This is a genomic window from Kribbella hippodromi (assembly GCF_039531045.1).
GTDB lineage: Bacteria > Actinomycetota > Actinomycetes > Propionibacteriales > Kribbellaceae > Kribbella > Kribbella hippodromi.
This window is the reverse complement of the sequence record NZ_BAAAPH010000005.1, coordinates 154,782-180,258: the sequence shown is the minus strand read 5'-3', so window position 1 is coordinate 180,258 and position 25,477 is coordinate 154,782. Positions and strand designations below refer to the sequence as shown.

General features: G+C 67.3%; 28 protein-coding genes and 1 pseudogene. 1 reads left to right on the top strand and 28 read right to left on the bottom strand.

Features of this window, described 5'->3' with window-relative positions; genetic code table 11:
* Nucleotides 1–48: 48 nt before the first annotated feature.
* The 26 genes and pseudogenes from rplO to ABD260_RS09550 form a co-directional block, all read right to left on the bottom strand.
* Nucleotides 49–489 (bottom strand): 50S ribosomal protein L15, encoded by a 441-nt coding sequence (rplO, locus tag ABD260_RS09675; protein WP_344233046.1) that lies wholly within the window; start codon nt 487–489, stop codon nt 49–51.
* A gap of 1 nt (nt 490) precedes the next feature.
* Nucleotides 491–673: a 50S ribosomal protein L30 gene (rpmD, locus tag ABD260_RS09670; RefSeq protein WP_132147635.1), complete on the bottom strand. Its 183-nt coding sequence runs from the start codon at nt 671–673 to the stop codon at nt 491–493.
* Nucleotides 673–1,272, bottom strand: coding sequence for a 30S ribosomal protein S5 (gene rpsE, locus ABD260_RS09665; protein ID WP_141854793.1), 600 nt, complete (start codon nt 1,270–1,272; stop codon nt 673–675). Before rpsE ends, rpmD begins: the two co-directional genes overlap by 1 nt.
* 30 nt (nt 1,273–1,302) lie before the next feature.
* A complete protein-coding gene (gene rplR / locus ABD260_RS09660; protein ID WP_344233045.1) occupies nt 1,303–1,686 on the bottom strand; it encodes a 50S ribosomal protein L18 in 384 nt (127 codons plus the stop codon).
* 2 nt (nt 1,687–1,688) lie between these two features.
* On the bottom strand, nt 1,689–2,231 hold the full coding sequence (rplF, locus tag ABD260_RS09655; RefSeq protein ID WP_344233044.1) for a 50S ribosomal protein L6: 543 nt from the start codon (nt 2,229–2,231) through the stop codon (nt 1,689–1,691).
* Nucleotides 2,232–2,258: 27 nt separating this feature from the next.
* Complete coding sequence (gene rpsH, locus ABD260_RS09650) at nt 2,259–2,666, bottom strand: 30S ribosomal protein S8 (RefSeq protein WP_184840587.1); 408 nt, start codon at nt 2,664–2,666, stop codon at nt 2,259–2,261.
* Between the two features lie 94 nt (nt 2,667–2,760).
* A complete protein-coding gene (locus ABD260_RS09645; RefSeq protein WP_012923674.1) occupies nt 2,761–2,946 on the bottom strand; it encodes a type Z 30S ribosomal protein S14 in 186 nt (61 codons plus the stop codon).
* Nucleotide 2,947: 1 nt separating this feature from the next.
* Nucleotides 2,948–3,520, bottom strand: coding sequence for a 50S ribosomal protein L5 (rplE, locus tag ABD260_RS09640; RefSeq protein ID WP_184840585.1), 573 nt, complete (start codon nt 3,518–3,520; stop codon nt 2,948–2,950).
* Nucleotides 3,520–3,909: a 50S ribosomal protein L24 gene (gene rplX, locus ABD260_RS09635; protein ID WP_344233043.1), complete on the bottom strand. Its 390-nt coding sequence runs from the start codon at nt 3,907–3,909 to the stop codon at nt 3,520–3,522. The genes rplE and rplX overlap by 1 nt, the downstream gene beginning before the upstream one ends.
* A 1-nt stretch (nt 3,910) precedes the next feature.
* Nucleotides 3,911–4,279, bottom strand: coding sequence for a 50S ribosomal protein L14 (rplN, locus tag ABD260_RS09630; RefSeq protein WP_012923677.1), 369 nt, complete (start codon nt 4,277–4,279; stop codon nt 3,911–3,913).
* Nucleotides 4,280–4,382: 103 nt separating this feature from the next.
* Complete coding sequence (gene rpsQ, locus ABD260_RS09625) at nt 4,383–4,679, bottom strand: 30S ribosomal protein S17 (RefSeq protein ID WP_184840574.1); 297 nt, start codon at nt 4,677–4,679, stop codon at nt 4,383–4,385.
* Nucleotides 4,676–4,957 carry a 50S ribosomal protein L29 gene (gene rpmC, locus ABD260_RS09620; protein WP_184840571.1) on the bottom strand — a complete coding sequence of 94 codons (282 nt, stop codon included), beginning with the start codon at nt 4,955–4,957 and terminating at the stop codon, nt 4,676–4,678. The genes rpsQ and rpmC overlap by 4 nt, the downstream gene beginning before the upstream one ends.
* Nucleotides 4,957–5,376: a 50S ribosomal protein L16 gene (gene rplP / locus ABD260_RS09615; RefSeq protein ID WP_184840569.1), complete on the bottom strand. Its 420-nt coding sequence runs from the start codon at nt 5,374–5,376 to the stop codon at nt 4,957–4,959. Before rplP ends, rpmC begins: the two co-directional genes overlap by 1 nt.
* A gap of 3 nt (nt 5,377–5,379) precedes the next feature.
* The gene (gene rpsC / locus ABD260_RS09610; RefSeq protein ID WP_344233042.1) at nt 5,380–6,243 is read right to left on the bottom strand and encodes a 30S ribosomal protein S3; all 864 of its coding nucleotides are present in this window, start codon (nt 6,241–6,243) and stop codon (nt 5,380–5,382) included.
* A 112-nt stretch (nt 6,244–6,355) separates the two neighbouring features.
* Nucleotides 6,356–6,841, bottom strand: a pseudogene (gene rplV / locus ABD260_RS09605) (50S ribosomal protein L22); the annotation flags it as partial.
* Nucleotides 6,842–6,896: 55 nt separating this feature from the next.
* Complete coding sequence (gene rpsS, locus ABD260_RS09600; RefSeq protein ID WP_131361012.1) at nt 6,897–7,178, bottom strand: 30S ribosomal protein S19; 282 nt, start codon at nt 7,176–7,178, stop codon at nt 6,897–6,899.
* Nucleotides 7,179–7,196: 18 nt separating this feature from the next.
* Nucleotides 7,197–8,030, bottom strand: a complete 834-nt coding sequence (gene rplB / locus ABD260_RS09595) for a 50S ribosomal protein L2 (protein ID WP_344233041.1) — start codon at nt 8,028–8,030, stop codon at nt 7,197–7,199.
* The gene (gene rplW, locus ABD260_RS09590) at nt 8,030–8,335 is read right to left on the bottom strand and encodes a 50S ribosomal protein L23 (protein WP_130384643.1); all 306 of its coding nucleotides are present in this window, start codon (nt 8,333–8,335) and stop codon (nt 8,030–8,032) included. The genes rplB and rplW overlap by 1 nt, the downstream gene beginning before the upstream one ends.
* The gene (gene rplD / locus ABD260_RS09585) at nt 8,332–9,045 is read right to left on the bottom strand and encodes a 50S ribosomal protein L4 (RefSeq protein ID WP_344233040.1); all 714 of its coding nucleotides are present in this window, start codon (nt 9,043–9,045) and stop codon (nt 8,332–8,334) included. The genes rplW and rplD overlap by 4 nt, the downstream gene beginning before the upstream one ends.
* Nucleotides 9,042–9,701 carry a 50S ribosomal protein L3 gene (gene rplC, locus ABD260_RS09580; protein WP_184840559.1) on the bottom strand — a complete coding sequence of 220 codons (660 nt, stop codon included), beginning with the start codon at nt 9,699–9,701 and terminating at the stop codon, nt 9,042–9,044. The genes rplD and rplC overlap by 4 nt, the downstream gene beginning before the upstream one ends.
* 16 nt (nt 9,702–9,717) lie before the next feature.
* Nucleotides 9,718–10,026 carry a 30S ribosomal protein S10 gene (gene rpsJ / locus ABD260_RS09575; protein WP_012923688.1) on the bottom strand — a complete coding sequence of 103 codons (309 nt, stop codon included), beginning with the start codon at nt 10,024–10,026 and terminating at the stop codon, nt 9,718–9,720.
* A 361-nt stretch (nt 10,027–10,387) separates the two neighbouring features.
* Nucleotides 10,388–11,581 carry an elongation factor Tu gene (gene tuf / locus ABD260_RS09570; protein ID WP_344233039.1) on the bottom strand — a complete coding sequence of 398 codons (1,194 nt, stop codon included), beginning with the start codon at nt 11,579–11,581 and terminating at the stop codon, nt 10,388–10,390.
* Between the two features lie 75 nt (nt 11,582–11,656).
* Nucleotides 11,657–13,768, bottom strand: coding sequence for an elongation factor G (fusA, locus tag ABD260_RS09565; RefSeq protein ID WP_344233229.1), 2,112 nt, complete (start codon nt 13,766–13,768; stop codon nt 11,657–11,659).
* Nucleotides 13,769–13,838: 70 nt separating this feature from the next.
* Entirely contained in the window at nt 13,839–14,309 is a 471-nt protein-coding gene (gene rpsG, locus ABD260_RS09560) for a 30S ribosomal protein S7 (RefSeq protein ID WP_184840555.1), read from the bottom strand.
* Nucleotides 14,309–14,683, bottom strand: a complete 375-nt coding sequence (gene rpsL / locus ABD260_RS09555; RefSeq protein ID WP_141854829.1) for a 30S ribosomal protein S12 — start codon at nt 14,681–14,683, stop codon at nt 14,309–14,311. The genes rpsG and rpsL overlap by 1 nt, the downstream gene beginning before the upstream one ends.
* Nucleotides 14,684–15,020: 337 nt before the next feature.
* Nucleotides 15,021–16,388: a nuclear transport factor 2 family protein gene (locus ABD260_RS09550; RefSeq protein ID WP_344233038.1), complete on the bottom strand. Its 1,368-nt coding sequence runs from the start codon at nt 16,386–16,388 to the stop codon at nt 15,021–15,023.
* 406 nt (nt 16,389–16,794) lie between these two features.
* On the opposite strand from ABD260_RS09550, the gene ABD260_RS09545 reads away from it, so the two are divergent.
* Nucleotides 16,795–17,820 (top strand): type IV toxin-antitoxin system AbiEi family antitoxin domain-containing protein, encoded by a 1,026-nt coding sequence (locus tag ABD260_RS09545; protein WP_344233037.1) that lies wholly within the window; start codon nt 16,795–16,797, stop codon nt 17,818–17,820.
* Between the two features lie 210 nt (nt 17,821–18,030).
* On the opposite strand, the gene ABD260_RS09540 is transcribed toward ABD260_RS09545, so the two are convergent.
* Both ABD260_RS09540 and rpoB read right to left on the bottom strand, forming a co-directional pair.
* Nucleotides 18,031–21,891 carry a DNA-directed RNA polymerase subunit beta' gene (locus ABD260_RS09540; RefSeq protein WP_344233036.1) on the bottom strand — a complete coding sequence of 1,287 codons (3,861 nt, stop codon included), beginning with the start codon at nt 21,889–21,891 and terminating at the stop codon, nt 18,031–18,033.
* 68 nt (nt 21,892–21,959) lie between these two features.
* Nucleotides 21,960–25,442 carry a DNA-directed RNA polymerase subunit beta gene (rpoB, locus tag ABD260_RS09535; protein WP_344233035.1) on the bottom strand — a complete coding sequence of 1,161 codons (3,483 nt, stop codon included), beginning with the start codon at nt 25,440–25,442 and terminating at the stop codon, nt 21,960–21,962.
* Nucleotides 25,443–25,477: the final 35 nt, after the last annotated feature.

The window sequence follows — 25,477 nt, the reverse complement described above, 5'->3', positions numbered from 1 at the left end:
CCGGCGCAGGATATCAAGCACCGATCGTTACGAGCCCTGGACCTCGTGTCACACCTCGGTCGTGGTTCCTCCGGCCGCCTGGATCTTCTCCGTGGCGGACTTCGAGAACTTGTGTGCCGAGACCTGCAGTGCCACGGTCAGTTCGCCGTCACCCAGCACCTTCACCGGCTGACCACGACGGACCGCGCCCTTGGCGACCAGCTCGGCTACGCCGACCTCGCCACCCTCGGGAAACAGTTGTCCGAGCTTGTCCAGGTTAACGACCTGGAACTCCACCCGGTTCCTGCTGTTGAAGCCCTTCAGCTTCGGGAGCCGCATGTGCAGCGGCATCTGGCCACCCTCGAACCACTCGGGGATGTTGTTCCGCGCCTTGCTGCCCTTGGTACCGCGGCCGGCCGTCTTGCCCTTGCTGCCCTCGCCACGACCCACGCGGGTCTTGGCGGTCTTGGCACCGGGCGCCGGACGCAGGTGGTGAACCTTGAGCGCCATATCAGTCGACCTCCTCGACGGTGATGAGGTGGCGAACCGCCCGCACCATGCCGCGGACCTCGGGCTTGTCCTCGTGGACGGCGGTGTCGCCGATCCGCTTGACGCCGAGCGTACGCAGCGTGTCGCGCTGGTTCTGCTTGCCACCGATGCCCGAACGGACCTGGGTCACCTTCAGGCGTGCCATCAGGAAGCCACCTCCGCCCGCGCCTTCAGCAGCGCGGCCGGCGCGACGTCCTCGACCGGCAGGCCACGGCGCGCGGCCACGGCCTCCGGGGTCTCCAGGCTCCGCAGCGCCTCCACCGTGGCGTGCACCACGTTGATGGAGTTCGAGGAACCCAGCGACTTGCTGAGGATGTCGTGGATACCGGCGCACTCCAGTACGGCGCGCGCCGAGCCGCCCGCGATCACACCGGTACCGGGAGCGGCCGGACGCAGCATCACAACGCCTGCAGCCTTCTCGCCCTGGACCGGGTGCGGGATGGTGCCCTGAATCCGCGGCACCTTGAAGAACGCCTTCTTGGCCTCCTCGACGCCCTTGGCGATCGCCGCGGGCACCTCCTTGGCCTTGCCGTAACCCACACCGACGGTGCCTTCACCGTCGCCGACGACCACGAGGGCGGTGAAGCTGAAGCGACGACCACCCTTCACGACCTTGGCGACCCGGTTGATGGCTACCACGCGCTCGATGTAGGCGGTCTTGTCCGCCTGCTGACCGCGACCACCGTCGCGGCCACGGCGCTCACCACCGGCGCCGCCTCCGCGACGCTGCTGGCCTCCGCTCATTTCGAACTACCTTCTTCCTTTGTCGCCATGTCAGAAGCCGAGGCCGCCCTCACGGGCGGCGTCGGCCAGGGCCGCGATCCGGCCGTGGTACTTGTTCCCGGCCCGGTCGAAGACGACCGAGTCGATGCCGGCGGCCTTGGCGCGGTCGGCGATCAGGCCGCCGACGGTCTTGGCCTTGTCGGTCTTGTTCGCCTCGGCGCCACGCAGGTCGGCCTCCATCGTGGAAGCCGACGCCAGCGTCTTGCCGGCGACGTCGTCGATGACCTGAACAAACAGGTGCTTCGAGGACTTGGTGACCACCAGCCGCGGCCGGTCGGCCGTGCCGTTGATCTTCTTCCGGACCCGGATCTGCCGGCGCAGCCGGGAGGCCGTGGTCTTCGCGGCGTGCTTGTGCGGACGCAGTCCGATCGCCATGGTTACTTACCAGCCTTTCCGACCTTGCGGCGCACCTGCTCGCCGGCGTACCGCACGCCCTTGCCCTTGTACGGCTCGGGCTTGCGCAGCTTGCGGATGTTCGCGGCGACCTCGCCGACCGACTGCTTGTCGATGCCGAGCACCGAGAACTTGGTCGGGGCCTCGACGTTGAAGGTGATCCCCTCGGGCGCGTCCACCGTGATGGTGTGGCTGTAGCCGAGGGAGAACTCCAGCTGGGTCGGTCCCTTGGCCAGGACGCGGTACCCGACGCCGACGATCTCGAGCTTCTTCTCGTAGCCCTCGGTCACCCCGGTGACCAGGTTGGCGATCAGAGTGCGGGACAGGCCGTGCAGTTCCTTGCTCTTCCGCAGGTCGTCCGGGCGGGTCACGGCGATGGCGCCGTCCTCGTCCCGGTTGACCACGATGGGCTCAGCCACTACGTGCGAGAGCTGGCCCTTGGGCCCCTTGACGGTGACCGTCTGGCCGTCGATCGTGACGTCGACGCCGGACGGGACCGAGACCGGGAGCTTACCGATGCGAGACATTTCAGTGGTCCTCCTTCCGGTTCTTCGTCACCAGACGTAGGCGAGGACTTCCCCGCCAACGCCCTTGTTCTTGGCCTGACGGTCGGTCAGCAGTCCCTGGGACGTCGAGATGATCGCGACGCCCAGGCCACCGAGGACCTTGGGCAGGTTGGTCGACTTCGCGTAGACCCGCAGGCCCGGCTTGCTGATCCGGCGCACGCCCGCGATGGAGCGCTCCCGGCTCGGGCCGAACTTCAGGTCGACCGTCAGGGTCTTGCCGACAGCACCCTCCGCGGGGTCCTCGACCTTGTAGGAGGCGATGTAGCCCTCCTGCTGAAGGATGTCGGCGATGCCCTGCTTGATCTTGCTGTACGGCATCGTGGTCGACTCGTGGTACGCCTGGTTGGCGTTCCGCAGACGCGTCAACATGTCTGCGATCGGGTCGGTCATCGTCATGGCCTGGGGCCTCTTTCCCGCCGTGGTTTCGCCGTTCGGCGACCTACGGTGACTAGATGGTGGTGAATAGGGAGAAGTTCGGGGGTGGAGACGGTCACCAGCTGGACTTGGTCACGCCGGGCAGCTCGCCCCGGTGCGCCATCTCCCGCAGGCAGATCCGGCACAGGCCGAACTTGCGGAAGACCGCCTTCGGCCGGCCGCAGCGCTGGCAGCGGGTGTAACCGCGTACCGCGAACTTCGGCTTCCGGGCCTGCTTGACCTTGAGTGCTGTCTTCGCCACGTCAGTTCTCCTTGAACGGGAAGCCGAGCGCCCGCAGCAGGGCCCGGCCCTCGTCGTCGTTCTTCGCGGTGGTCACCACGGTGATGTCCATGCCCCGGACCCGGTCGATCCGGTCCTGGTTGATCTCGTGGAACATCACCTGCTCGGTCAGACCGAAGGTGTAGTTCCCGGTGCCGTCGAACTGCTTCGCCGACAGTCCGCGGAAGTCGCGGATCCGGGGCAGCGCGAGCGCCAGCAGCCGGTCCAGGAACTCCCACATCCGGTCCCCGCGCAGCGTCACGTGGGCGCCGATCGGCATCCCCTCGCGCAGCTTGAACTGCGCGATCGACTTGCGGGCCTTGGTCACCTGCGGCTTCTGACCGGTGATCGCGGCCAGGTCCTTCACCGCGCCCTCGATCAGCTTCGAGTCCCGCGCCGCCTCGCCGACGCCCATGTTCACCACGATCTTGGTGAGCCCGGGCACCTGCATCACGTTCGCGTACTTGAACTCGTCGTGCAGCTTGCCGACGATCTCCTCGCGGTACTTCGTCTTCAGCCGCGGCTGCGTCTTGTTCTCGGTCACTGCGGTGGTCATCAGATCTCCTCGCCGGTCTTCCGGGCGATCCGGACGCTCCGGTAACCGGTGTACGTCGAACCGTCCGGACGGCGCTTCTGCACCTCGACGCGGTTGTAGCCGACGCGGGTGGTCACCTTCTGCTTCTTGCCGTCCTTCTCGACCTCGACGACAAGCGCCACGTTCGAGACGTGGATCGGGGCTTCCTGGGTGACGATGCCACCGGTGGTGCCGCCGCGCTGGGCCTGCTGCACCTTGGTGTGCTTCTTCACCCGGTTGACGCCCTCGACGATGACCTTCTCGTCGTCCGGGAAGACCTGGATGATCTTGCCCTCGAGGCCCTTGGACTTACCGGCGATCACACGAACCTGATCGCCCTTCTTCACGTGCAGCTTCTTCTGCTGGGCCATCTCAGAGCACCTCCGGCGCGAGCGAGATGATCTTCATGAAGCGCTTCTCCCGCAGCTCCCGGCCGACCGGGCCGAAGATACGGGTACCGCGCGGCTCACCGTCGGCCTTCAGGATCACCGCGGCGTTCTCGTCGAAGCGGATGTAGGAGCCGTCCGGACGCCGGCGCTCCTTCACGGTCCGCACGACGACCGCCTTCACGACGTCACCCTTCTTCACACCACCGCCGGGGATCGCGTCCTTGACGGTGGCGACGATCGTGTCACCGACACCGGCGTAGCGCCGACCGGAGCCACCGAGAACGCGGATGCAAAGGATCTCCTTCGCGCCCGTGTTGTCGGCGACCTTCAGTCGCGACTCCTGCTGGATCATCTGTTGATCTCCTGGTTGTCTCGCTGGTTCTCACGTCCGTGAGCCTTGCGGAACGAATAAAATCGAATGGTTTCCGGACGGTGCCGAGGCACCGGGCCGGGAACTACTTGGCCTTCTCGAGGATCTCGACGACGCGCCAGCGCTTGGTCGCCGACAGCGGCCGGGTCTCCATCAGGAGGACGCGGTCGCCGATCCCGGCGGCGTTCTGCTCGTCGTGCGCCTTCAGCTTGCTGGTGCGCCGGATGACCTTGCCGTAGAGCTTGTGCTTGACCCGGTCCTCGACCTCGACGGTGACGGTCTTGTCCATCTTGTCACTCAGCACCAGGCCCTCACGGGTCTTCCGGCGGCCTCGCGCCTCGGTGGTCGTGCTCACGGTCTCGTCCTTCGTGTTCTCGGTCATGCGTTCGCCTTCTCACTGTCGTCCGCAGCTTCGTCGGCGACGGCCGCGGCCTCAGCCGGGGCGTCCACCTCCTCGGTGATGCCGAGCGCACGCTCGGACAGCACCGTGTAGATGCGGGCGATGTCCTTGCGGACGGCGCGCAGCCGGCCGTGGGACTCCAGCTGTCCGGTGGCAGCCTGGAACCGGAGGTTGAACAGCTCCTCCTTGGCTTCACCGAGCTTGGTCATCAGCTCGTCCCGGCCCAGGTTCCGCAGCTCGGCGGCGGTCAGGGTAGCCATCAGTTCTCACCTGCCTCTCGGGTGATGAAGCGGCACTTCATCGGCAACTTGTGGATCGCGCGGCGCATCGCCTCGCGAGCGATGTCCTCGGGAACACCGGACAGCTCGAACAGCACGCGGCCGGCCTTCACGTTCGCGATCCACCACTCCGGCGAACCCTTACCGGAACCCATCCGGGTTTCGGCCGGCTTCTTGGTCAGCGGGCGGTCCGGGTAGATGTTGATCCAGACCTTTCCGCCACGCTTGATGTGCCGGGTCATCGCGATACGCGCGGACTCGATCTGCCGGTTGGTGACGTAGTGGCTCTCCAGCGCCTGGATGCCGAAGTCACCGAAAGCCAGCGTGGTACCACCCTTGGCAGCGCCGCTGCGCTTCGGGTGGTGCTGCTTGCGGTGCTTGACCTTGCGGGGGATGAGCATCGGTCAGCTCTCCGTTCCGGTCGTCTCGGCGGCCTTGGCCGCCGGCGCGCTCTCGGCGGCCTTCTCGGCCGGCGCAGCGTTGTCGTTGCGGGCGTCGCGGCGGTTGTCGCCACCGCGGCCACCGCGGTCGCCACCACGGCCACCCCGGTCGCCACCACGGCCACCGCGGTCGTCGCGGCGAGCCGGCCGGCGCTGCTGGTTGGCAGCCCGGGCCGCCGCCTGCGCCTCGCGCTCGGCGCGGGAGCCGGCCACGTCACCCTTGTAGATCCAGACCTTCACGCCGATCCGGCCGAAGGTCGTCCGGGCCTCGTAGAAGCCGTAGTCGATGTCGGCCCGCAGCGTGTGCAGCGGGACGCGGCCCTCGCGGTAGAACTCCGACCGCGACATTTCCGCGCCACCGAGCCGGCCGGAGCACTGGATCCGGATGCCCAGGGCGCCGCCACGCATGGTGGTCTGCATCGCCTTGCGCATCGCGCGGCGGAACGCCACGCGGCCGGACAGCTGCTCGGCCACACCCTGGGCGACCAGCTGCGCGTCCACCTCGGAGTTCTTCACCTCGAGGATGTTCAGCTGCACCTGCTTGCCGGTGAGCTCCTCCAGGCTGCCCCGAATCCGGTCCGCCTCGGCGCCGCGGCGACCGATCACGATGCCCGGACGAGCGGTGTGGATGTCGACCCGGACCCGGTCACGGGTGCGCTCGATCTCCACGCGGGAGATGCCGGCGCGCTCCATGCCCTTGCTCAGCAGGCGGCGGATCTTGACGTCCTCGCCCACGTAGTCCTTGTACAGCTTGTCGGCGTACCAGCGGCTCTTGTGGTCGGTGCTGATGCCGAGACGGAACCCGTGCGGGTTTACCTTCTGTCCCACGTCAGGACTCCTTCTTCTCAGCGGTGGCCTTCTTGGCGGCCTTCTTCGCGGTCGCCTTCTTGGCCGGCTTCTCCGCGGCCTCGTCCTTGGCCGGCTTGTCGGCAGCCTTCTTGGCCGCCTTCTTCGCCGGGGACTTCGCCGCCGAGTCAGCGGTCTTCTTGGCCGCGGCCTTCTTGGCCGGTGCCTTCGGAGCCGCCTCCTCGGTGACCCGCGGCTCGACCACGACGGTGATGTGGCTGGTCCGCTTGTCGATCCGGGTGGCCCGGCCCTGGGCGCGGGGACGGTGACGCTTCAGCGTCGGTCCCTCGTCGACCAGAACCTTGGACACGACCAGGTCGGTCCGGCTCAGGTGCTCGGTGCCCTCGGCGTTCGCCGCGGCGCTGTCGACGACCTTGTACACGGTCGCGGCAGCGGCCTGCGGGGCGAACTTCAGAGTGGCGAGTGCGTCGTCGACGCCCAGACCGCGCACCAGATCACCCACGCGGCGCGCCTTCATCGGCGTCACGCGGACGAAGCGCGCGACCGCGAAGGCCCCGGGCTGCTCGCCCAGCAGGCTCTCGCGACGGGCGCTGACCGCCCTACGCTCTTGAACGCTCATGATGTTCGAATCTCTCCGTAGGTTGCTTTCGCTTCGTCACTGTCCCTCATCGGGATCAGCGACGCCGTGACTTCCGGTCGTCCTTCTCGTGACCCTTGAACGTGCGGGTCGGAGCGAACTCGCCGAGCTTGTGCCCGACCATCGCGTCCGTCACGAACACCGGTACGTGCTTGCGGCCGTCGTGCACCGCCAGCGTGTGGCCGATCATGTCCGGCACGATCATCGATCGGCGGGACCAGGTCTTGATGACGTTCTTGGTGCCCTTCTCGTTCTGCACCTCCACCTTCTTCATCAGGTGGTGGTCGACGAACGGGCCCTTCTTCAGGCTGCGTGGCATTCTGGCCGGCTCTCCCTATCAGCGCTTCTTGCCGGCCTTGCGGCGCCGGACGATCATGCGGTCGCTTTCCTTGCGGGTGCGGGTCCGGCCTTCCGGCTGGCCCCACGGGGACACCGGGTGGCGTCCACCCGAGGTCTTGCCCTCACCACCACCGTGCGGGTGGTCGACCGGGTTCATCGCGACACCGCGGACGGTCGGGCGCTTGCCCTTCCAGCGCATCCGGCCCGCCTTGCCCCAGTTGATGTTCGACTGCTCGCCGTTGCCGACCTCACCGAGGGTGGCGCGGCAGCGGACGTCGACCATCCGGACCTCGCCGGACGGCATCCGCAGGGTGGCCATCCGGCCTTCCTTCGCGACCAGCTGGATGCTGGCACCGGCGGAGCGGCCCATCTTGGCGCCACCGCCCGGCCGCAGCTCGACCGCGTGGACGGTGGAACCGACCGGGATGTTGCGCAGCGGCAGGTTGTTGCCGACCTTGATGTCCGCGGCCGGACCGTTCTCGACGATCGTGCCCTGCTTCAGGTTGGCCGGAGCGAGGATGTAGCGCTTCTCGCCGTCCACGTAGTGCAGCAGCGCGATCCGGGCGGTGCGGTTCGGGTCGTACTCGATGTGCGCGACCTTGGCCGGCACGCCGTCCTTGTCGTACCGCTTGAAGTCGATCAGCCGGTACGCCCTCTTGTGACCGCCACCGTGGTGCCGGGTGGTGATCTTGCCCGAGCTGTTCCGGCCGCCCTTCTTCGGCAGCGGACGCAGCAGCGACTTCTCCGGGGTCGAACGGGTGAGCTCGACGAAGTCGGCCACGCTGGAGCCACGGCGGCCCGGCGTCGTCGGCTTGTACTTGCGGATTCCCATTACGACTGGCCTCCGAAGATGTCGATGCGGTCGTCACCCTTGAGGGTCACGATCGCCCGCTTGGTGTCCGGGCGCTTGCCGAAACCGGACCGGGTCCGGCGGCGCTTGCCCTTGCGGTTGAGAGTGTTGACGTCGCTGACCTTGACCTTGAACACCTTCTCGACCGCGAGCTTGATCTCGGTCTTGTTGGCGTCCGGCGCGACCTCGAACGTGTACTTCTGCTCGTCCAGCAGGCCGTAGCTCTTCTCGCTCACGACCGGCCGGAGCAGCACGTCGCGAGGATCCTTGTTGACTCCGTGGCTCATGCTCCCGCCTCTTCCTTCAACGCCGTCTCCTCGGCTTCAGTCGACGTGGCGACAGCCTTCACGGACTTGCGGCGCGAAGCGCCGGCCGCGACGAACGAGTCGAGGGCGGCCTGGGTGAACACGACCGCGTCGCTGCAGAGAACGTCGTACGCGTTCAGCTGGTCGGCGGCGATCAGGTGCACGTGCTGCACGTTGCGCAGGCTCAGCCAGGTGAGCTCGTCCGCGCGGTCGACGACGACCAGTGCCTTGCCCGGGTCGGTGACCTGGCCGAGCACGTTCAGCGCCGACTTGGTGGACGGCTTGTCGCCCTCGACGAAGCTCTCGACCACGAACACGTGGCCGTCGCGGGCCCGGTCGGACAGCGCGCCGCGGAGCGCGGCGGCGATCATCTTCTTCGGGGTGCGCTGGCTGTAATCCCGCGGCACCGGGCCGTGGACGACGCCACCACCGGTGAACTGCGGCGCCCGGGTCGAACCCTGACGGGCCCGGCCGGTGCCCTTCTGGCGGTACGGCTTGGCGCCACCGCCGGACACCTCGCCCCGGCTCTTCGCCTTGTGCGTACCCTGGCGGGCCGCGGCCAGCTGGGCCACCACTACCTGGTGGATCAGCGGGATGTTGACCTGGACGTCGAACAGCTCGGCCGGAAGCTCGGCGGAACCCTTCTTGGTGACCTTGTCGCCCTTCACGGCGACGACGTCGACGGTGCTCACTTCTGGGCTCCCTTCGCGGCGTTGCGGATCAGCACCAGACCGCCCTTGGGGCCGGGGACCGCACCCTTCAGCAGGATCAGGCCGCGCTCGGTGTCCACCGCGTGCACGCTGATGTTCTGCGTGGTGACCTGCTCGGCGCCCATCCGGCCCGCCATCCGCAGGCCCTTGAAGACCCGGCCCGGGGTGGCGCAGCCGCCGATGGAACCCGGCGAGCGGTGCTTCTTGTGCACACCGTGGGTCGCGCGCAGGCCGTGGAAGCCGTGCCGCTTCATCACACCGGCGAAGCCCTTGCCCTTGCTGGTGGCGGAAACGTCGACCCGCTCACCGGCCTCGAACGCCTCGGCCTTGATCTCCTGGCCCAGCGTGTACTCGCTGGCGTCGGCGGTGCGCAGCTCCAGCAGGTGCCGCCGCGGGGTCACGCCGGCCTTGTCGAAGTGGCCGCGCAGGGGCTTGGTCACCTTGCGCGGGTCGATGTCGCCGAAGGCGATCTGGACGCCGTCGTAGCCGTCCCGGTCCGCGGTGCGGACACCGGTGACGACGCAGGGCCCGGCCTGGATCACGGTGACGGGGACGACACGGTTGTTCTCGTCCCAGGTCTGGGTCATGCCGAGCTTGGTGCCCAGCAGACCGCGCGTGTTCTTGGTAGCAGTGCTCATTGGCTGTACGCGTCCCTCAGAGCTTGATCTCGATGTCGACACCGGCCGGCAGGTCGAGACGCATCAGCGAGTCGACGGTCTTCGGCGTGGGGTCGATGATGTCGATGAGCCGCTTGTGGGTGCGCATCTCGAAGTGCTCGCGGCTGTCCTTGTACTTGTGCGGCGAGCGGATGACGCAGAACACGTTCTTTTCCGTCGGCAACGGCACCGGGCCAGCAACCTTCGCACCAGTACGCGTCACCGTGTCGACAATCTTGCGTGCCGAGCTGTCGATGACCTCGTGGTCGTAGGCCTTCAGCCGGATGCGGATCTTCTGTCCCGCCATCGCTTCGCTTCGTCCTTCTCTATCGTCTTCGTCTTGTCGCTCCGACCCCCGCGGTCGGGTGTGTCGCGTGCGCGGCACGCGCGTGACTCACCGCTTCGTCGACCTGGGGTGGAGATCGGGGCCCGGTCTCGGACCGGAACCTCGGCAAGGTCTCCGGTCCGGCGCACCAGCCAGATCAAGAAGATCTGGGGCGCACCCCGGCGGCCTCGCCTGAGCAACCTGAATAGTGTGCCAGAGATTGACGCCGAAACGCCAATCGGGGCCTTACGACCCGGTCCGGCACCACCTGAGCGCCGGACCGGGGCGCAAAGCAGAGGTCCGCGGGGGCTCGCTGTGCTGAGCCCTCGCGGACCTCGTCAGATCACTTGATGATCTTGGTGACCCGGCCGGCGCCGACGGTGCGGCCACCTTCACGGATCGCGAACTTCAGACCGTCCTCCATCGCGATCGGCTGGATCAGCTCGACCGCCATGTCGGTGTTGTCGCCCGGCATGACCATCTCGGTGCCCTCGGGCAGCGTGACGACACCGGTGACATCGGTGGTACGGAAGTAGAACTGCGGGCGGTAGTTCTGGAAGAACGGCGTGTGACGGCCGCCCTCCTCCTTGGACAGGATGTAGACCGACGCCTCGAAGTTCGTGTGCGGGGTGGTCGTACCCGGCTTGATCACGACCATGCCGCGCTCGACGTCCTCGCGCTTCGTACCACGCAGCAGCAGACCGACGTTCTCACCGGCCTGACCCTCGTCCAGCAGCTTCCGGAACATCTCGATACCGGTGACCGTGGTGGTCTGCTTCTCCGGACGGATGCCGACGATGTCCACGGTCTCGTTGACCTTGATGACACCGCGCTCGATCCGGCCGGTGATGACCGTACCGCGACCCGTGATGGTGAAGACGTCCTCCACCGGCATCAGGAACGGCTTGTCGATCTCGCGCTCCGGCTGCGGGATGTACTCGTCGACCGCGTTCATCAGCTCGAGGATCGACTCGCCCCACTTGGCGTCGCCGGTCAGGGCCGGGTGCGCCGCGACGCGGACGATCGGCGCGTTGTCGCCGTCGAACTCCTGCTCCGAGAGCAGCTCCCGGACCTCGAGCTCGACGAGCTCCAGGATCTCCTCGTCGTCGACCATGTCGCACTTGTTCAGGGCGACGACCATCGCCGGCACGCCGACCTGACGGGCGAGCAGCACGTGCTCACGCGTCTGCGGCATCGGGCCGTCGGTGGCGGCGACGACCAGGATCGCGCCGTCCATCTGGGCCGCACCGGTGATCATGTTCTTGATGTAGTCCGCGTGACCCGGGCAGTCGACGTGGGCGTAGTGCCGGGCCTCGGTCTGGTACTCGACGTGCGCGATCGAGATGGTGATACCGCGCTGGCGCTCTTCCGGCGCCTTGTCGATCTGATCGAAGGCCGATGCCTCGTTCAGGTCCGGGTACTTGTCGTGCAGCACCTTGGTGATCGCCGCGGTAAGCGTGGTCTTACCGTGGTCGATGTGACCGATGGTACCGATGTTGACGTGCGGCTTGGTCCGCTCGAACTTCGCCTTCGCCACTGGGGCCCTCCTGGATAAATGTTGACTACGCCGTACGCCGACGCGCTTTGGGTGTGGTGGCCAGAAACGAGTGGGTTACTCGCCCCGGGCCTTCTTGATGATCTCTTCCGCCACGTTCTTCGGAACCTCGGCGTAGGAATCGAACTGCATCGAGTAGGACGCGCGGCCCTGCGTCTTGGAACGCAGGTCACCGACATACCCGAACATCTCCGACAGCGGCACCAGGGCCTTCACAACCCGGCTGCCACCGGGGCCTTCGTCCATCGACTGGATCTGGCCACGGCGTGAGTTGAGGTCGCCGATCACTTCACCCATGTAGTCCTCGGGGGTGGTGACCTCGACCGCGAACATCGGCTCGAGGATGACCGGAGTCGCCCGGCGGGCGGCGTCCTTGAAGGCCATCGAACCGGCGATCTTGAAGGCGAGCTCGGAGGAGTCGACGTCGTGGTACGCGCCGTCGGTCAGCGTGACCTTGACGTCCACCATCGGGTAGCCGGCCAGGACGCCGAACTCCATCGCCTCCTGGGCGCCCTCGTCCACCGACGGGATGTACTCCCGGGGGATGCGGCCACCGGTGACGGCGTTGACGAACTCGTAGCCACCCTCGCCACCGGCCTCGACCGAAGTCGGCTCGATGTTGATGATCACACGCGCGAACTGACCCGAACCACCGGTCTGCTTCTTGTGCGTGTAGTCGACCTTCTCGACCTTCTTCTTGATCGTCTCGCGGTACGCGACCTGCGGCTTGCCGACGTTCGCCTCGACCCGGAACTCACGCTTCATCCGGTCGACCAGCACCTCGAGGTGCAGCTCGCCCATACCGGCGATGATGGTCTGGCCGGTGTCCTCGTCGGTCCGGACCTGGAAGGTCGGGTCCTCCTCGGCCAGCCGCTGGATCGCGACACCCAGCTTCTCCTGGTCGGCCTTCGACTTCGGCTCGATCGCGACCGAGATCACCGGGGCCGGGAACTGCATCGACTCCAGTACGACCTGCTTGACCGGGTCGCACAGGGTCTCACCGGTGGTGGTGTCCTTCAGGCCCATCACCGCGACGATGTGACCGGCGCCGATCGAGGCGATCTCCTCACGCTTGTTCGCGTGCATCCGGTAGATCTTGCCGATCCGCTCCTTGCGGCCCTTGGTCGGGTTCAGCACCTGGGTGCCGGTCTCGAGCTTGCCCGAGTACACCCGGATGAAGGTCAGCTTGCCCAGGTGCGGGTCGGCCGCGATCTTGAACGCCAGCGCCGAGAACGGCTCGTCGTCGGCCGGCTTGCGCAGCACGACCTGCTCCGGGTCCTTGACGTCGTGGCCCTCGATGGCCGGGACGTCGATCGGGCTCGGCAGGTAGGCGTTGATCGCGTCCAGCAGCGGCTGGACACCCTTGTTCTTGAACGCCGTGCCGGTCAGTACCGGGGTCAGCTTGCTGGCCAGGGTGGCGCGCCGGATACCGGCGACCAGCTGCTCCTGGGTCGGCTGCTCGCCCTCGAGGTACTGCTCCATGATCTCGTCGTCGGCCTCGGCCAGCGTCTCGATCAGCTTGTCGCGCCACTCGGCGGCGATCTCGGTGTGCGACGCCGGGATCTCCTCGACGGTGTAGTCCTCACCCATCGTGGTCTCGCCGCGCCAGGTCAGCGCGCGCATCCCGATCAGGTCGACGACACCGATGAAGTCGGCCTCGGAGCCGATCGGCAGCTGCAGCACCAGCGGCACCGCGGCCAGCCGGTCGACGATCATGTCGACACAGCGCATGAACTCGGCACCGGTCCGGTCCAGCTTGTTCACGAAGCAGATCCGGGGCACGCCGTACCGGTCGGCCTGACGCCACACGGTCTCGGACTGCGGCTCCACGCCGGCCACGCCGTCGAACACCGCGACCGCGCCGTCCAGCACGCGCAGCGAGCGCTCCACCTCGACGGTGAAGTCGACGTGTCCGGGGGTGTCGATGATGTTGATGGTGTGGTCTTTCCAGGTGCAGGTCGTCGCGGCGGACGTGATCGTGATGCCGCGCTCCTGCTCCTGCTCCATCCAGTCCATCGTGGCGGCGCCGTCGTGGACCTCACCGATCTTGTAAGTGATACCGGTGTAGAAGAGGATCCGCTCGGTCGTCGTCGTCTTACCGGCGTCGATGTGGGCCATGATCCCGATGTTGCGGACCTTGGCCAGGTCGGTGGTGATTTGTACGGCCACCTCGGTGGTCTGCCTCTCGATTCTGTACTGCGTCAAAGGGGTGAACGCTGGGTCCGGATCGGACCCGGGATCACCAGCGGTAGTGGGCGAAAGCCTTGTTGGCTTCGGCCATCTTGTGCGTGTCCTCGCGGCGCTTCACCGACGCACCGAGACCGTTGGACGCGTCCAGGATCTCGTTCATCAGGCGCTCGGACATGGTCTTCTCGCGACGGGCCCGCGAGTACGACGTCAGCCAGCGCAGCGCCAGCGTGGTCGACCGGCCCGGCTTGACCTCGATCGGCACCTGGTAGGTGGCACCACCGACGCGGCGGCTCTTCACCTCGATGCTCGGCTTCACGTTGTCCAGCGCACGCTTCAGCGTGATCACCGGGTCGGTGCCGGTCTTGGTACGGGTGCCCTCGAGCGCGCTGTAGACGATGCTCTGCGCGATCTGCTTCTTGCCGTCGACCAGGATCTTCGAGATCAACTGGGTGACGAGCGGCGAACTGTAGACCGGGTCGATGATGACCGGGCGCTTCGGGGCCGGGCCCTTGCGCGGCATTAGCTCTTCTCCTTCTTCGCGCCGTAGAGGCTGCGAGCCTGCTTCCGGTTCTTCACACCCTGGGTGTCGAGCGAACCGCGGATGATCTTGTACCGGACACCCGGGAGGTCCTTCACCCGGCCACCGCGAACGAGCACGATCGAGTGCTCCTGCAGGTTGTGGCCGACACCGGGGATGTACGCGGTGACCTCGATGCCACTGGTCAGGCGGACACGTGCAACCTTCCGAAGGGCCGAGTTCGGCTTCTTCGGCGTGGTCGTGTAGACGCGCGTGCACACACCACGACGCTGAGGAGAACCCTTCAGGGCCGGCGTCTTGTTCTTCGACACCTTGTCCTGGCGGCCCTTGCGGACCAGCTGCTGAATGGTGGGCACCGCGTAGCTCTTTCTGTCGTCCGGCTGGGTTTGCTGCTGTTACCTGACCCCCGCGGTCGGGTGTGTCGCGTGCGCACGAGCAGACCGAAGCCGTAATCTTCCAGACTGTCGGCAGGAGTCCCGTGCCACGCGGCCCGACCCGTGGACGAGGGGCACGCATGACGGCCCAGGAAAGACCCCGGGCACGATCGTTAAGACTAGCGGCTGCCTCAAGCACGGTCAAAATGACTGATCGACCGGGACCGAGACCTTCCCGCGATCTCAGTGTACAGGGCCTCCGGCGGAGCGCTCGGCAAGCGCTTCCAGAGGCCCTCGACAGGTACCGCCCGACACCCCGTCAGGCGCGGAACTCGACGTCGGTGATCTGGCCGTCGACGACCCGGTACAGCGCCAGCTGCGGCACCGCTTCGCCGTCGTCGTGGCTGATCACGTGCTCGACCACCCACTCCCCCAGCATCAGCCGCTCGACGATCTCGGTCTTGCAGCGGCCGGCCTCGAAGCGCGGCCGGTGGTACTCGCGCAGGAACCGGCGGCCCTTCAGTTCGGACCCGTCGGCGCGCTGAATCCGGGCCGTCGGCGAGTACGTCGCGAGGAACGCTTCCAGGTCGTGCGCCGCGTACGCCGCGTGCTCCCGGGCGACGATCCGCGCCGCCGGGGTCTCGGTGCTGACGGCAGCCGCCGTGGCCAGGCCCAGATCGGCCAGTGTGGGCTGTGCGGGCGCCGGGACGACGGTTGGGGTGACCGGCTCCGGAGCGGCCGCAGGAACGGCTGTGGGAGCTGCCACGGGAGCTGTCGCGGGGGCCTGCTGAGTAGCGGGTTCAGCAGGAGCCGCCGGCTTGACCGTGACCGCGGTCTTCACTGCCGCGGGCGTACGCCGGGTGGTGGTCGTCGTGGTCGTCGCGGCCGTCGTGGCCGTCTTCCGGGCTGCGGCCGGCTTCTTGGCCGGGGGTGGTGGGACGAGGAGCTTGCCTTCGTCACCGGGCTCCTCGCCGAGGTGGGCGATCGCCCAATCCAGAGCCTTGGTGACGGCGGCGCGTGATTCTTCGGTGTGGTCGAGCATGTCGAACCCGTGGTGCCCTTTCGGTACGTCGATGATGTCCAGCGCGGCGCCTCCCGCGGAAACGAACTCCGCGACCGGACCGTCGAGCTCCTCAGACTCGAGTCCGGCTCTGGTCAGCAAGACCGGCAGGTCCTTGTGTTTGCCGACTACTTCAGCGGCATTAACCAACTCGTCGACACCGGGCGGGGTGGCGAGCCGGGGGTAGGTCAGGGCGACGAACCGCAACCAGTCGGGGCGGCTGTCCAGCCACTCCCCGGCCAGCAGGCCCGCGCCCGAGAAGAACCACAACCCGACCCGATCGGGGTCGACCCGTGGATCGGAACGCAGCACGCCGACCGCGGCCTCCACCTCGTCCGCGGCCGTGACCAGCCGGTCCAGACCGCGAATCAGGCTGTGGTCGACCACCGCTGTCACCACGCCAAGCCTGGCGGCAGCGGTCGCATAACCCTTGTAGACCGGCCAGTCCCGAGGCAGCACCTCGAGTCCGTCCGGGCCTGGTCCCCCGTGCACGAAAAGAATCGCGCCGCCTCGGGCGGTACCGGGCGGGCGATACAGGTCGAGCTCCCCCAAGCGATCGACCCTTACATCGGAACCTTCCAGAACCCCCAAGACGAAAGGCCGCAAGTAGGCCGGCAGATCCGTCATGCACCAATCTTGGCGCATCCCGCCCCCACTTTCAGCCGCCACCCCGAGTGTCTCGTCCAGACCGCACCTGCACCACGAGACCGGACCCCCCTCACCTCACCTCACACTCCGACCCTTTCCCTCATACACCCCCACCCCCGGCCCCTTCCCCGCAACGACAGATCCTCCCCAAATCGGTTTGGGGAAGACCTCGCCTCGAACCGGGGAAGCCCGTCCCCCCATCCCAGGGTGCGCATCTCCCCAAACCGGTTTGGGGAGATGCGGTTGGAGCAGTTGGGTGGGGGTGCAGGTGGGCGAGAGCGGGCGGGGATGTGCACAGGGTGTGAATTCGTGGCTGGGAGGAGGGGCCGGCGGGTGCATGTTCCCTCGTAGTGGGTCGGCGGGCGGCCCATCGAGAGGAGTTGCGATGCGGAACGTTGCGTGGGCCTCAGCCGCTGGTCCACCGATTGAGGCAGCCGAGGGGCCGAGCCGGTCGTTCGGGGAGCTGTGCGCGCGGCAACAGGGCGCCTTCAGCAGATCTCAGGCGATCGCGCACGGGATCACGGACAAGGTGCTTGCCCGCCGGTCGCGAGTGCGGCAGATCCAGCAGATCCATCGCGGTGTGTACGCCGAATTCACCGGACCACTGCCATGGGCGACCAGGGTCTGGGCGGCCTGGCTCGTGTACGGCCCGGATGCCGCTCTCACCGGCGCGACGGCTTTGCAGTGGTACGGCGTCGATGGCGCTGCGGGCGATGATCGCATCCACCTCGCGCTACCGCATTCACACCGGGCCATCCAGCGGCCTGGAATTCTCGTTACCCGGCATCGCGGTTACGAGACACAATTGCACGGCGCCCGGACACCACCGATCGTACGGCTGGAAGTCGCGGCCCTCGTGCGTGCGAGCGCCGACCCGAGCACGTCCCGGCAAGCTGCCCTGCTACTCGATGTCTGCCGGCAACGCGCCACCACTCCCGAGCGTCTGCTCGCCGAACTCGACCTGCTCACCAGGCTGCCCGCTCGCCAAGTGCTTCGGCGGATTGTGCTGGACGCGGCGGACGGGGTGCAGTCGTTCCTGGAACGGATCTACCTGCGCGATGTCGAACGAGCCCACGCCCTGCCACCGGGTCGGCGTCAAGTCCGTGCTGCTTCAAAGGACGGATCTGGCGTACACGTCAGCTATCGCGATGTCGAATACGTGCGGTATGGGCTCTTGGTCGAGATCGACGGCCAGGCCGGACATTCGGACTCCGCGTCACGATGGCGCGACATGCATCGCGACAACATCTCAGCGATCAGCGGCAAGCTGACTCTGCGGCTCGGCTACCAACTGGTGACCGAGCCCTGTGTTGCCGCCGCACAGGTAGCTAGCGCGCTCCACCGCAGCGGCTGGTCAGGTACCGCTCGTGCTTGCTCTCCCGGTTGTACTGCCGCCAGCATCGCCGTCTAGCCCAGTCCGGGGATGTTTGTTTCCCAAGTTGGACAGTTGCCTGCCCCAAACCGGTTTGGGGCAGTGCACTGCGGGCGGGGTGGGCGGGGGGTCGGCGCGGGGAGGGGGAGGGGTGGGCAGGCGAGGGGCGCGTGGGGTGTGGCGGCTGGTAAAAGCCGCAAGGGCGGCACTTCCGGGGTGGAAGTGCCGCCCTTGGCGGGTGACTCGGGCTCAGTTCTGGTACGAACCGAGGTCGAAGTCGTCGAGCGGGACCGACTGGCCGGACGACGGACCGAAGTCGTAGTCGTACGACTCGTAGCCGACCATCGAGTACATCGCGGCCTTCGCCTCCTCGGTGGGCTCCACCCGGATGTTGCGGTACCGGTCCATGCCCGTACCGGCCGGGATCAGCTTGCCGATGATGACGTTCTCCTTCAGACCGACCAGCGAGTCGGACTTGCCGTGGATCGCGGCCTCGGTGAGGACGCGGGTCGTCTCCTGGAAGGAGGCGGCCGACAGCCACGACTCGGTCGCCAGCGACGCCTTGGTGATACCCATCAGCACCGGACGGCCGGAAGCCGGCGTCCCGCCCTCGGCCACGACGCGGCGGTTCTCCGCCTCGAACATGATCCGGTCCGCGAGCTCACCCGGCAGCAGGTTCGCCTCGCCGGACTCGATCACCGTGACCCGGCGCAGCATCTGCCGGACGATGATCTCGATGTGCTTGTCGTGGATGGCCACACCCTGCGACCGGTACACCTCCTGGACCTCGTCCACCAGGTGCTCCTGCGCCTTCCGGACACCCAGGATCCGCAGTACCTCCTGCGGGTCCGGCGTACCCTGCGTCAGCTGCTGACCGACCTCGACGTGCTGACCTTCCTCGATCAGCAGGCGGCCCCGCTTGGAGACCGGGTAGGCGACCTCCTCGGACCCGTCGTCCGGCGTCAGCACCAGCTTCCGGGTCTTGTCGGTGTCCTCGATCGAGATCCGGCCGGCCGCCTCCGAGATCGGCGCCTTGCCCTTGGGCTGGCGGGCCTCGAAGAGCTCGACCACACGCGGCAGACCGTGGGTGATGTCATCACCCGCGACACCACCGGTGTGGAAGGTACGCATCGTCAGCTGCGTACCCGGCTCACCGATGGACTGGGCCGCGATGATGCCGACCGCCTCGCCGATGTCGACCGGCTTGCCGGTCGCCAGCGAACGGCCGTAGCACTTCGCGCAGGTACCGGTCTTGGCGTCACAGGTGAGCACCGACCGGACCTTGACCTCTTCGATCCCGGCCGCGACCAGCTGCGCGATCGACACGTCGCCCAGGTCGGCGCCGCCGGCCAGCACCACGTTGCCGTCGGCGTCGACGGCGTCGGTCGCCAGCGTCCGCGCGTACGCGCTGGTCTCCACGTTCTCGGCGTGGACGACCTTGCCGGACGGGTCCTTCTCGCCGATCTGCTTCGGCAGGCCACGCTCGGTGCCGCAGTCCTCCTCGCGGATGATCACGTCCTGCGAGACGTCCACCAGACGACGGGTCAGGTACCCGGAGTCGGCGGTCCGCAGCGCGGTGTCGGCCAGGCCCTTCCGGGCACCGTGGGTGGCGATGAAGTACTCGACCACCGACAGGCCCTCACGGAAGTTGGACTTGATCGGCCGGGCGATGATCTCGCCCTTCGGGTTCGCCACCAGGCCACGCATACCGGAGATCTGCCGGATCTGCATCATGTTGCCGCGGGCACCGGAGTGCACCATCATCCAGATCGGGTTGTCCTTGGCGAAGTTCTCCTCCATCGCCTTGCCGACCTCGGCGTTGGCGCCGGTCCAGATCTCGATCAGCTCCTGCCGCCGCTCGGACGAGGTGATCAGGCCCCGCTCGAACTGCTTCTGGACCTTCTCGGCCTGGGACTCGTACCGGGCCATGATCTCGGGCTTGCTCGGCGGCGTGCTGAAGTCGTCGATCGACACCGTGACACCGGACCGGGTGGACCAGTAGTAGCCCAGGTCCTTCAGCGCGTCCAGCGCGTGCGCGACCTCGACCTTGGTGTACCGCTCGGCCAGGTCGTTGACGATCCCACCGAGCTGCTTCTTGCCCACCTCGGTGTCGACGAACGTGTAGTCCGCCGGCAGCGCCTCGTTGAACAGCGCCCGGCCCAGCGTGGTCTCCAGCGCGAAACCGCCGTCGGCCAGCTCGATCGCGTTCGCCGGAGCGCCGGAGCCACTCAGCCGGATGGTGATCTTGGCCTGCAGCGACAGCTCCTTGCGGTCGAAGGCCATCAGCGCCTCCGCCACCGAGCTGAACGCCCGGCCCTCGCCGTTGGCGCCTTCCTTCAGCATGGTCAGGAAGTAGATGCCGATGATCATGTCCTGGGTCGGCATCGTGACCGGACGGCCGTCAGCGGGCTTCAGGATGTTGTTCGTCGACAGCATCAGGATCCGGGCCTCGGCCTGCGCCTCGGCCGACAGCGGCAGGTGCACCGCCATCTGGTCGCCGTCGAAGTCCGCGTTGAACGCGGAGCAGACGAGCGGGTGGATCTGGATCGCCTTGCCCTCGATCAGCTGCGGCTCGAAGGCCTGGATACCGAGCCGGTGCAGGGTTGGTGCCCGGTTCAGCAGCACCGGGTGCTCGGTGATGACCTCTTCCAGTACGTCCCAGACCTGGGCGCGCTGGCGCTCGACCATCCGCTTGGCGGACTTGATGTTCTGCGCGTGGTTGAGGTCGACCAGCCGCTTCATCACGAACGGCTTGAACAGCTCCAGCGCCATCGCCTTCGGCAGACCGCACTGGTGCAGCTTCAGCTGCGGGCCGACCACGATGACCGAACGGCCGGAGTAGTCGACGCGCTTGCCGAGCAGGTTCTGCCGGAAGCGGCCCTGCTTGCCCTTGAGCATGTCGGACAGCGACTTCAGCGGCCGGTTGCCTGGGCCGGTGACCGGACGGCCACGGCGGCCGTTGTCGAACAGCGCGTCGACGGCCTCCTGCAGCATCCGCTTCTCGTTGTTGACGATGATCTCCGGGGCGCCCAGGTCGAGCAGCCGCTTGAGCCGGTTGTTCCGGTTGATCACCCGGCGGTACAGGTCGTTCAGGTCCGAGGTGGCGAACCGGCCACCGTCGAGCTGAACCATCGGGCGCAGGTCCGGCGGGATCACCGGGACGCAGTCCAGCACCATGCCCATCGGGCTGTTGTTGGTGGCCAGGAACGCGGTCACGACCTTGAGCCGCTTCAGGGCGCGGGTCTTGCGCTGCCCCTTGCCGGTCTTGATCGTCTCGCGCAGGTTGGCGGCCTCGGCCTTCAGGTCGAAGGTCTCCAGCCGGCGCTGGATCGCGGCCGCGCCCATCGCACCCTTGAAGTACTTGCCGAACCGCTCGTTCATCGCGCGGTAGAGGATCTCGTCGCCCTCGAGGTCCTGGACCTTCAGGTTCTTGAACCTGCTCCAGACCTCGTCGAGGCGGTCGATCTCGCGCTGCGCGCGGTCGCGCAGCTGCTTGACCTCACGCTCGGCGCCTTCCTTCACCTTGCGGCGGACGTCGGCCTTGGCGCCCTCGGCCTCGAGCTGCGCCAGGTCCTCCTCGAGCTTCTTCATCCGCGTCTCGATGTCGTTGTCACGACGGTTCTCGAGCTGCTTGCGCTCCACGTCCACCCGGCCCTCGAGCGAGGACAGGTCGCGGTGCCGCGACTCCTCGTCGACGTCGGTGATCATGTACGCCGCGAAGTAGATGACCTTCTCCAGGTCCTTCGGGGCGAGGTCGAGCAGGTAGCCGAGCCGCGACGGGACACCCTTGAAGTACCAGATGTGGGTGACCGGCGCGGCCAGCTCGATGTGGCCCATCCGCTCCCGGCGTACCTTCGACCGGGTGACCTCGACGCCACACCGCTCGCAGATGATGCCCTTGAAGCGGACCCGCTTGTACTTGCCGCAGTAGCACTCCCAGTCCCGGGTGGGACCGAAGATCTTCTCGCAGAACAGACCGTCACGCTCGGGCTTGAGCGTCCGGTAGTTGATCGTCTCCGGCTTCTTGACCTCGCCGTGGGACCACTGGCGGATCTCGTCCGCGGTGGCCAGGCCGATCCGAAGCTCGTCGAAGAAGTTCACGTCGAGCACGATGTGTTATCTCCCGTTGCTAAGAGTGGTCTGAGTGAGTTGGTTGTTGATGTCGAACGGCAACCCGCTCAGACCTCCTCGACGCTGTTCGGCTCGCGCCGGGACAGGTCGATTCCCAGTTCCTCCGCCGCCCGGAAGACGTCCTCCTCGCTGTCGCGCATCTCGACCCGGCTTCCGTCGGACGAGAGCACCTCGACATTGAGGCAGAGGGACTGCATTTCCTTGACCAGAACCTTGAACGACTCCGGGATACCCGGCTCCGGGATGTTCTCGCCCTTGACGATCGCCTCGTACACCTTGACCCGCCCGACGACGTCGTCGGACTTGATCGTCAGCAGTTCCTGCAGCGCGAAGGCGGCACCGTAGGCCTCCAGGGCCCACACCTCCATCTCGCCGAACCGCTGACCACCGAACTGCGCCTTACCACCCAGCGGCTGCTGCGTGATCATCGAGTACGGGCCGGTCGAACGCGCGTGGATCTTGTCGTCGACCAGGTGGTGCAGCTTCAGGATGTACATGTAGCCGACCCCGATCGGGTCCGGGAACGGCTCACCCGAACGGCCGTCGAACAGCTTGGCCTTGCCCTGGCCGTTGACCATCCGGACGCCGTCCCGGTTCGGCAGCGTGGAGCTGAGCAGACCGGTGACCTCGTCCTCGGTCGCGCCGTCGAACACCGGGGTGGCGACGTTCGTCATCGGCTCGGCCGAACCGGCGCCGATCTTGATCAGCCGCTGCGCCCAGTCCTCTTCGTTCTCCGGGTCGACCTCCCAGCCGCGGGAGGCGATCCAGCCGAGGTGGGTCTCCAGCACCTGGCCGACGTTCATCCGGCCGGGCACGCCCAGCGGGTTCAGGATCACGTCGACGTGGGTGCCGTCCTCGAGGAACGGCATGTCCTCGACCGGCAGGATCTTCGAGATGACGCCCTTGTTGCCGTGCCGGCCGGCCAGCTTGTCGCCGACCGAGATCTTCCGCTTCTGGGCCACGTACACCCGGACCAGCTGGTTGACGCCCGGCGGCAGCTCGTCGCCGTTGTCGCGGTCGAAGACGCGGACACCGATCACGGTGCCCTCCTCGCCGTGCGGCACCTTCAGCGAGGTGTCGCGCACCTCGCGCGCCTTCTCACCGAAGATCGCGCGCAGCAGCCGCTCCTCCGGGGTCAGCTCGGTCTCGCCCTTCGGGGTGACCTTGCCGACCAGGATGTCACCGGTGGTGACCTCGGCGCCGATCCGGATGATGCCGCGCTCGTCCAGGTCGGACAGCATCTCGTCGGAGACGTTCGGGATGTCCCGGGTGATCTCCTCCGGGCCCAGCTTGGTGTCGCGGGCGTCGACCTCGTGCTCCTCGATGTGGATCGAGGTCAGCAGGTCCTGCTGCACGACGCGCTGGCTGAGGATGATCGCGTCCTCGTAGTTGTAGCCCTCCCACGTCATGAACGCGACCAGCATGTTCCGGCCGAGGGCCATCTCGCCCTCGTCGGTGCACGGACCGTCGGCCAGCGGCGTCCCGATCTCGACCCGCTGCCCGGCGTCGACCAGCGGGCGCTGGTTGATGCAGGTGCCCTGGTTCGAGCGGCGGAACTTCGCCATCCGGTAGGTCTGGTACGTGCCGTCGTCGGCGGCGATCTCGATCAGGTCGGCCGAGACCTCCTTGACCACACCCGCCTTGTCGGACACCACCACGTCGCCGGCGTCGACCGCGCCGCGGAACTCCATGCCGGTACCGACCAGCGGGGCGTCCGAGGTGATCAGCGGCACCGCCTGGCGCTGCATGTTCGAACCCATCAGCGCGCGGTTCGCGTCGTCGTGCTCGAGGAACGGGATCAGCGCGGTCGCGACCGACACCATCTGCCGCGGCGAGACGTCCATGTAGTCGACGTCGTCGACCGGGACCAGCTCGACCTCGCCGTGGCGCCGGCGGACCAGCACCCGCTCCTCGGCGAACCGGTTGTCGCCGGTCAGCGCGGCGTTCGCCTGCGCGATGACGAACCGGTCCTCCTCGTCGGCGGTCAGGTAGTCCACCTGGTCGGTGACCTGGCCGTCGACGACCTTGCGGTACGGAGTCTCGACGAAACCGAACGCGTTCACCCGGCCGTACGACGCGAGCGAACCGATCAGGCCGATGTTCGGGCCTTCCGGCGTCTCGATCGGGCACATCCGGCCGTAGTGCGACGGGTGCACGTCCCGGACCTCGAAGCCGGCCCGCTCGCGGCTCAGACCACCCGGGCCGAGCGCGTTCAGCCGGCGCTTGTGGGTCAGGCCCGCGACCGGGTTGGTCTGGTCCATGAACTGGGACAGCTGGGAGGTGCCGAAGAACTCCTTCAGCGCCGCCACCACCGGCCGGATGTTGATCAGGGTCTGCGGCGTGATCGCCTCGACGTCCTGGGTCGTCATCCGCTCCCGGACCACCCGCTCCATCCGGGCCAGGCCGGTGCGGAGCTGGTTCTGGATCAGCTCGCCGACGGTGCGCAGCCGGCGGTTGCCGAAGTGGTCGATGTCGTCCTCTTCGACCACGATCTCGCCGCGCGGAGCCGGCAGCTCGGTCTTGCCCTCGTGCAGCGCGACCAGGTACTTGATCGTGGCGACGATGTCGTCGACGGTCAGCACCGCCTGGTCGTGCGCCTCGTCCCGGCCGAGCTTCTTGTTGATCTTGTAGCGGCCGACCTTGGCCAGGTCGTAGCGCTTGCCGTTGAAGTAGTAGTTCTCCAGCAGCGCCTGCGCGGCCTCGCGGGTCGGCGGTTCACCCGGCCGCAGCTTGCGGTAGATGTCCAGCAGCGCGTCGTCCTGCCCGGAGGTGTGGTCCTTCTCCAGGGTCAGCCGGATCGACTCGTAGTCGCCGAACTCCTCCAGGATCTGCGCGTCGGTCCAGCCCAGCGCCTTCAGCAGCACGGTGACGTTCTGCTTGCGCTTGCGGTCCAGGCGGACGCCGACCATGTCGCGCTTGTCCACCTCGAACTCCAGCCACGCACCGCGGGACGGGATGATCTTGGCGGTGAAGATGTCCTTGTCGGACGTCTTGTCCGGAGTGCGCTCGAAGTACACACCGGGCGAACGGACCAGCTGGGACACGACGACCCGCTCGGTGCCGTTGATCACGAACGTGCCCTTGCGGGTCATCAGCGGGAAGTCGCCCATGAACACGGTCTGGCTCTTGATCTCGCCAGTCTCGTTGTTCATGAACTCGGCCGTGACGAACAGCGGAGCCGAGTACGTGACGTCTCGCTCCTTGCACTCGTCGACCGTGTTCTTCGGCGGCTCGAAGCGGTGGTCGCGGAACGACAGCGACATGGTGCCGCTGAAGTCCTCGATCGGGGAGATCTCCTCGAAAATCTCTTCCAGGCCGCTGGGGCCGGACAGGTCCGACCGCCCCTCGGCTTCAGCGGCGGCCACCCGGGCCTGCCACGTTTCGTTTCCGACCAGCCAGTCGAAACTGTCCACCTGCAGGGCAAGGAGATCCGGAACCTGGAGAGGCTCGGAGATCTTCGCGAAGGAGATGCGGCGGGGGCCGGAGACGTTGGAAATGCTGTCGGACTGGGGGTTGCGCGAGGCGACCAAGGGGCGTCCTTCCACGGGCTCGCAAAAAATCACTT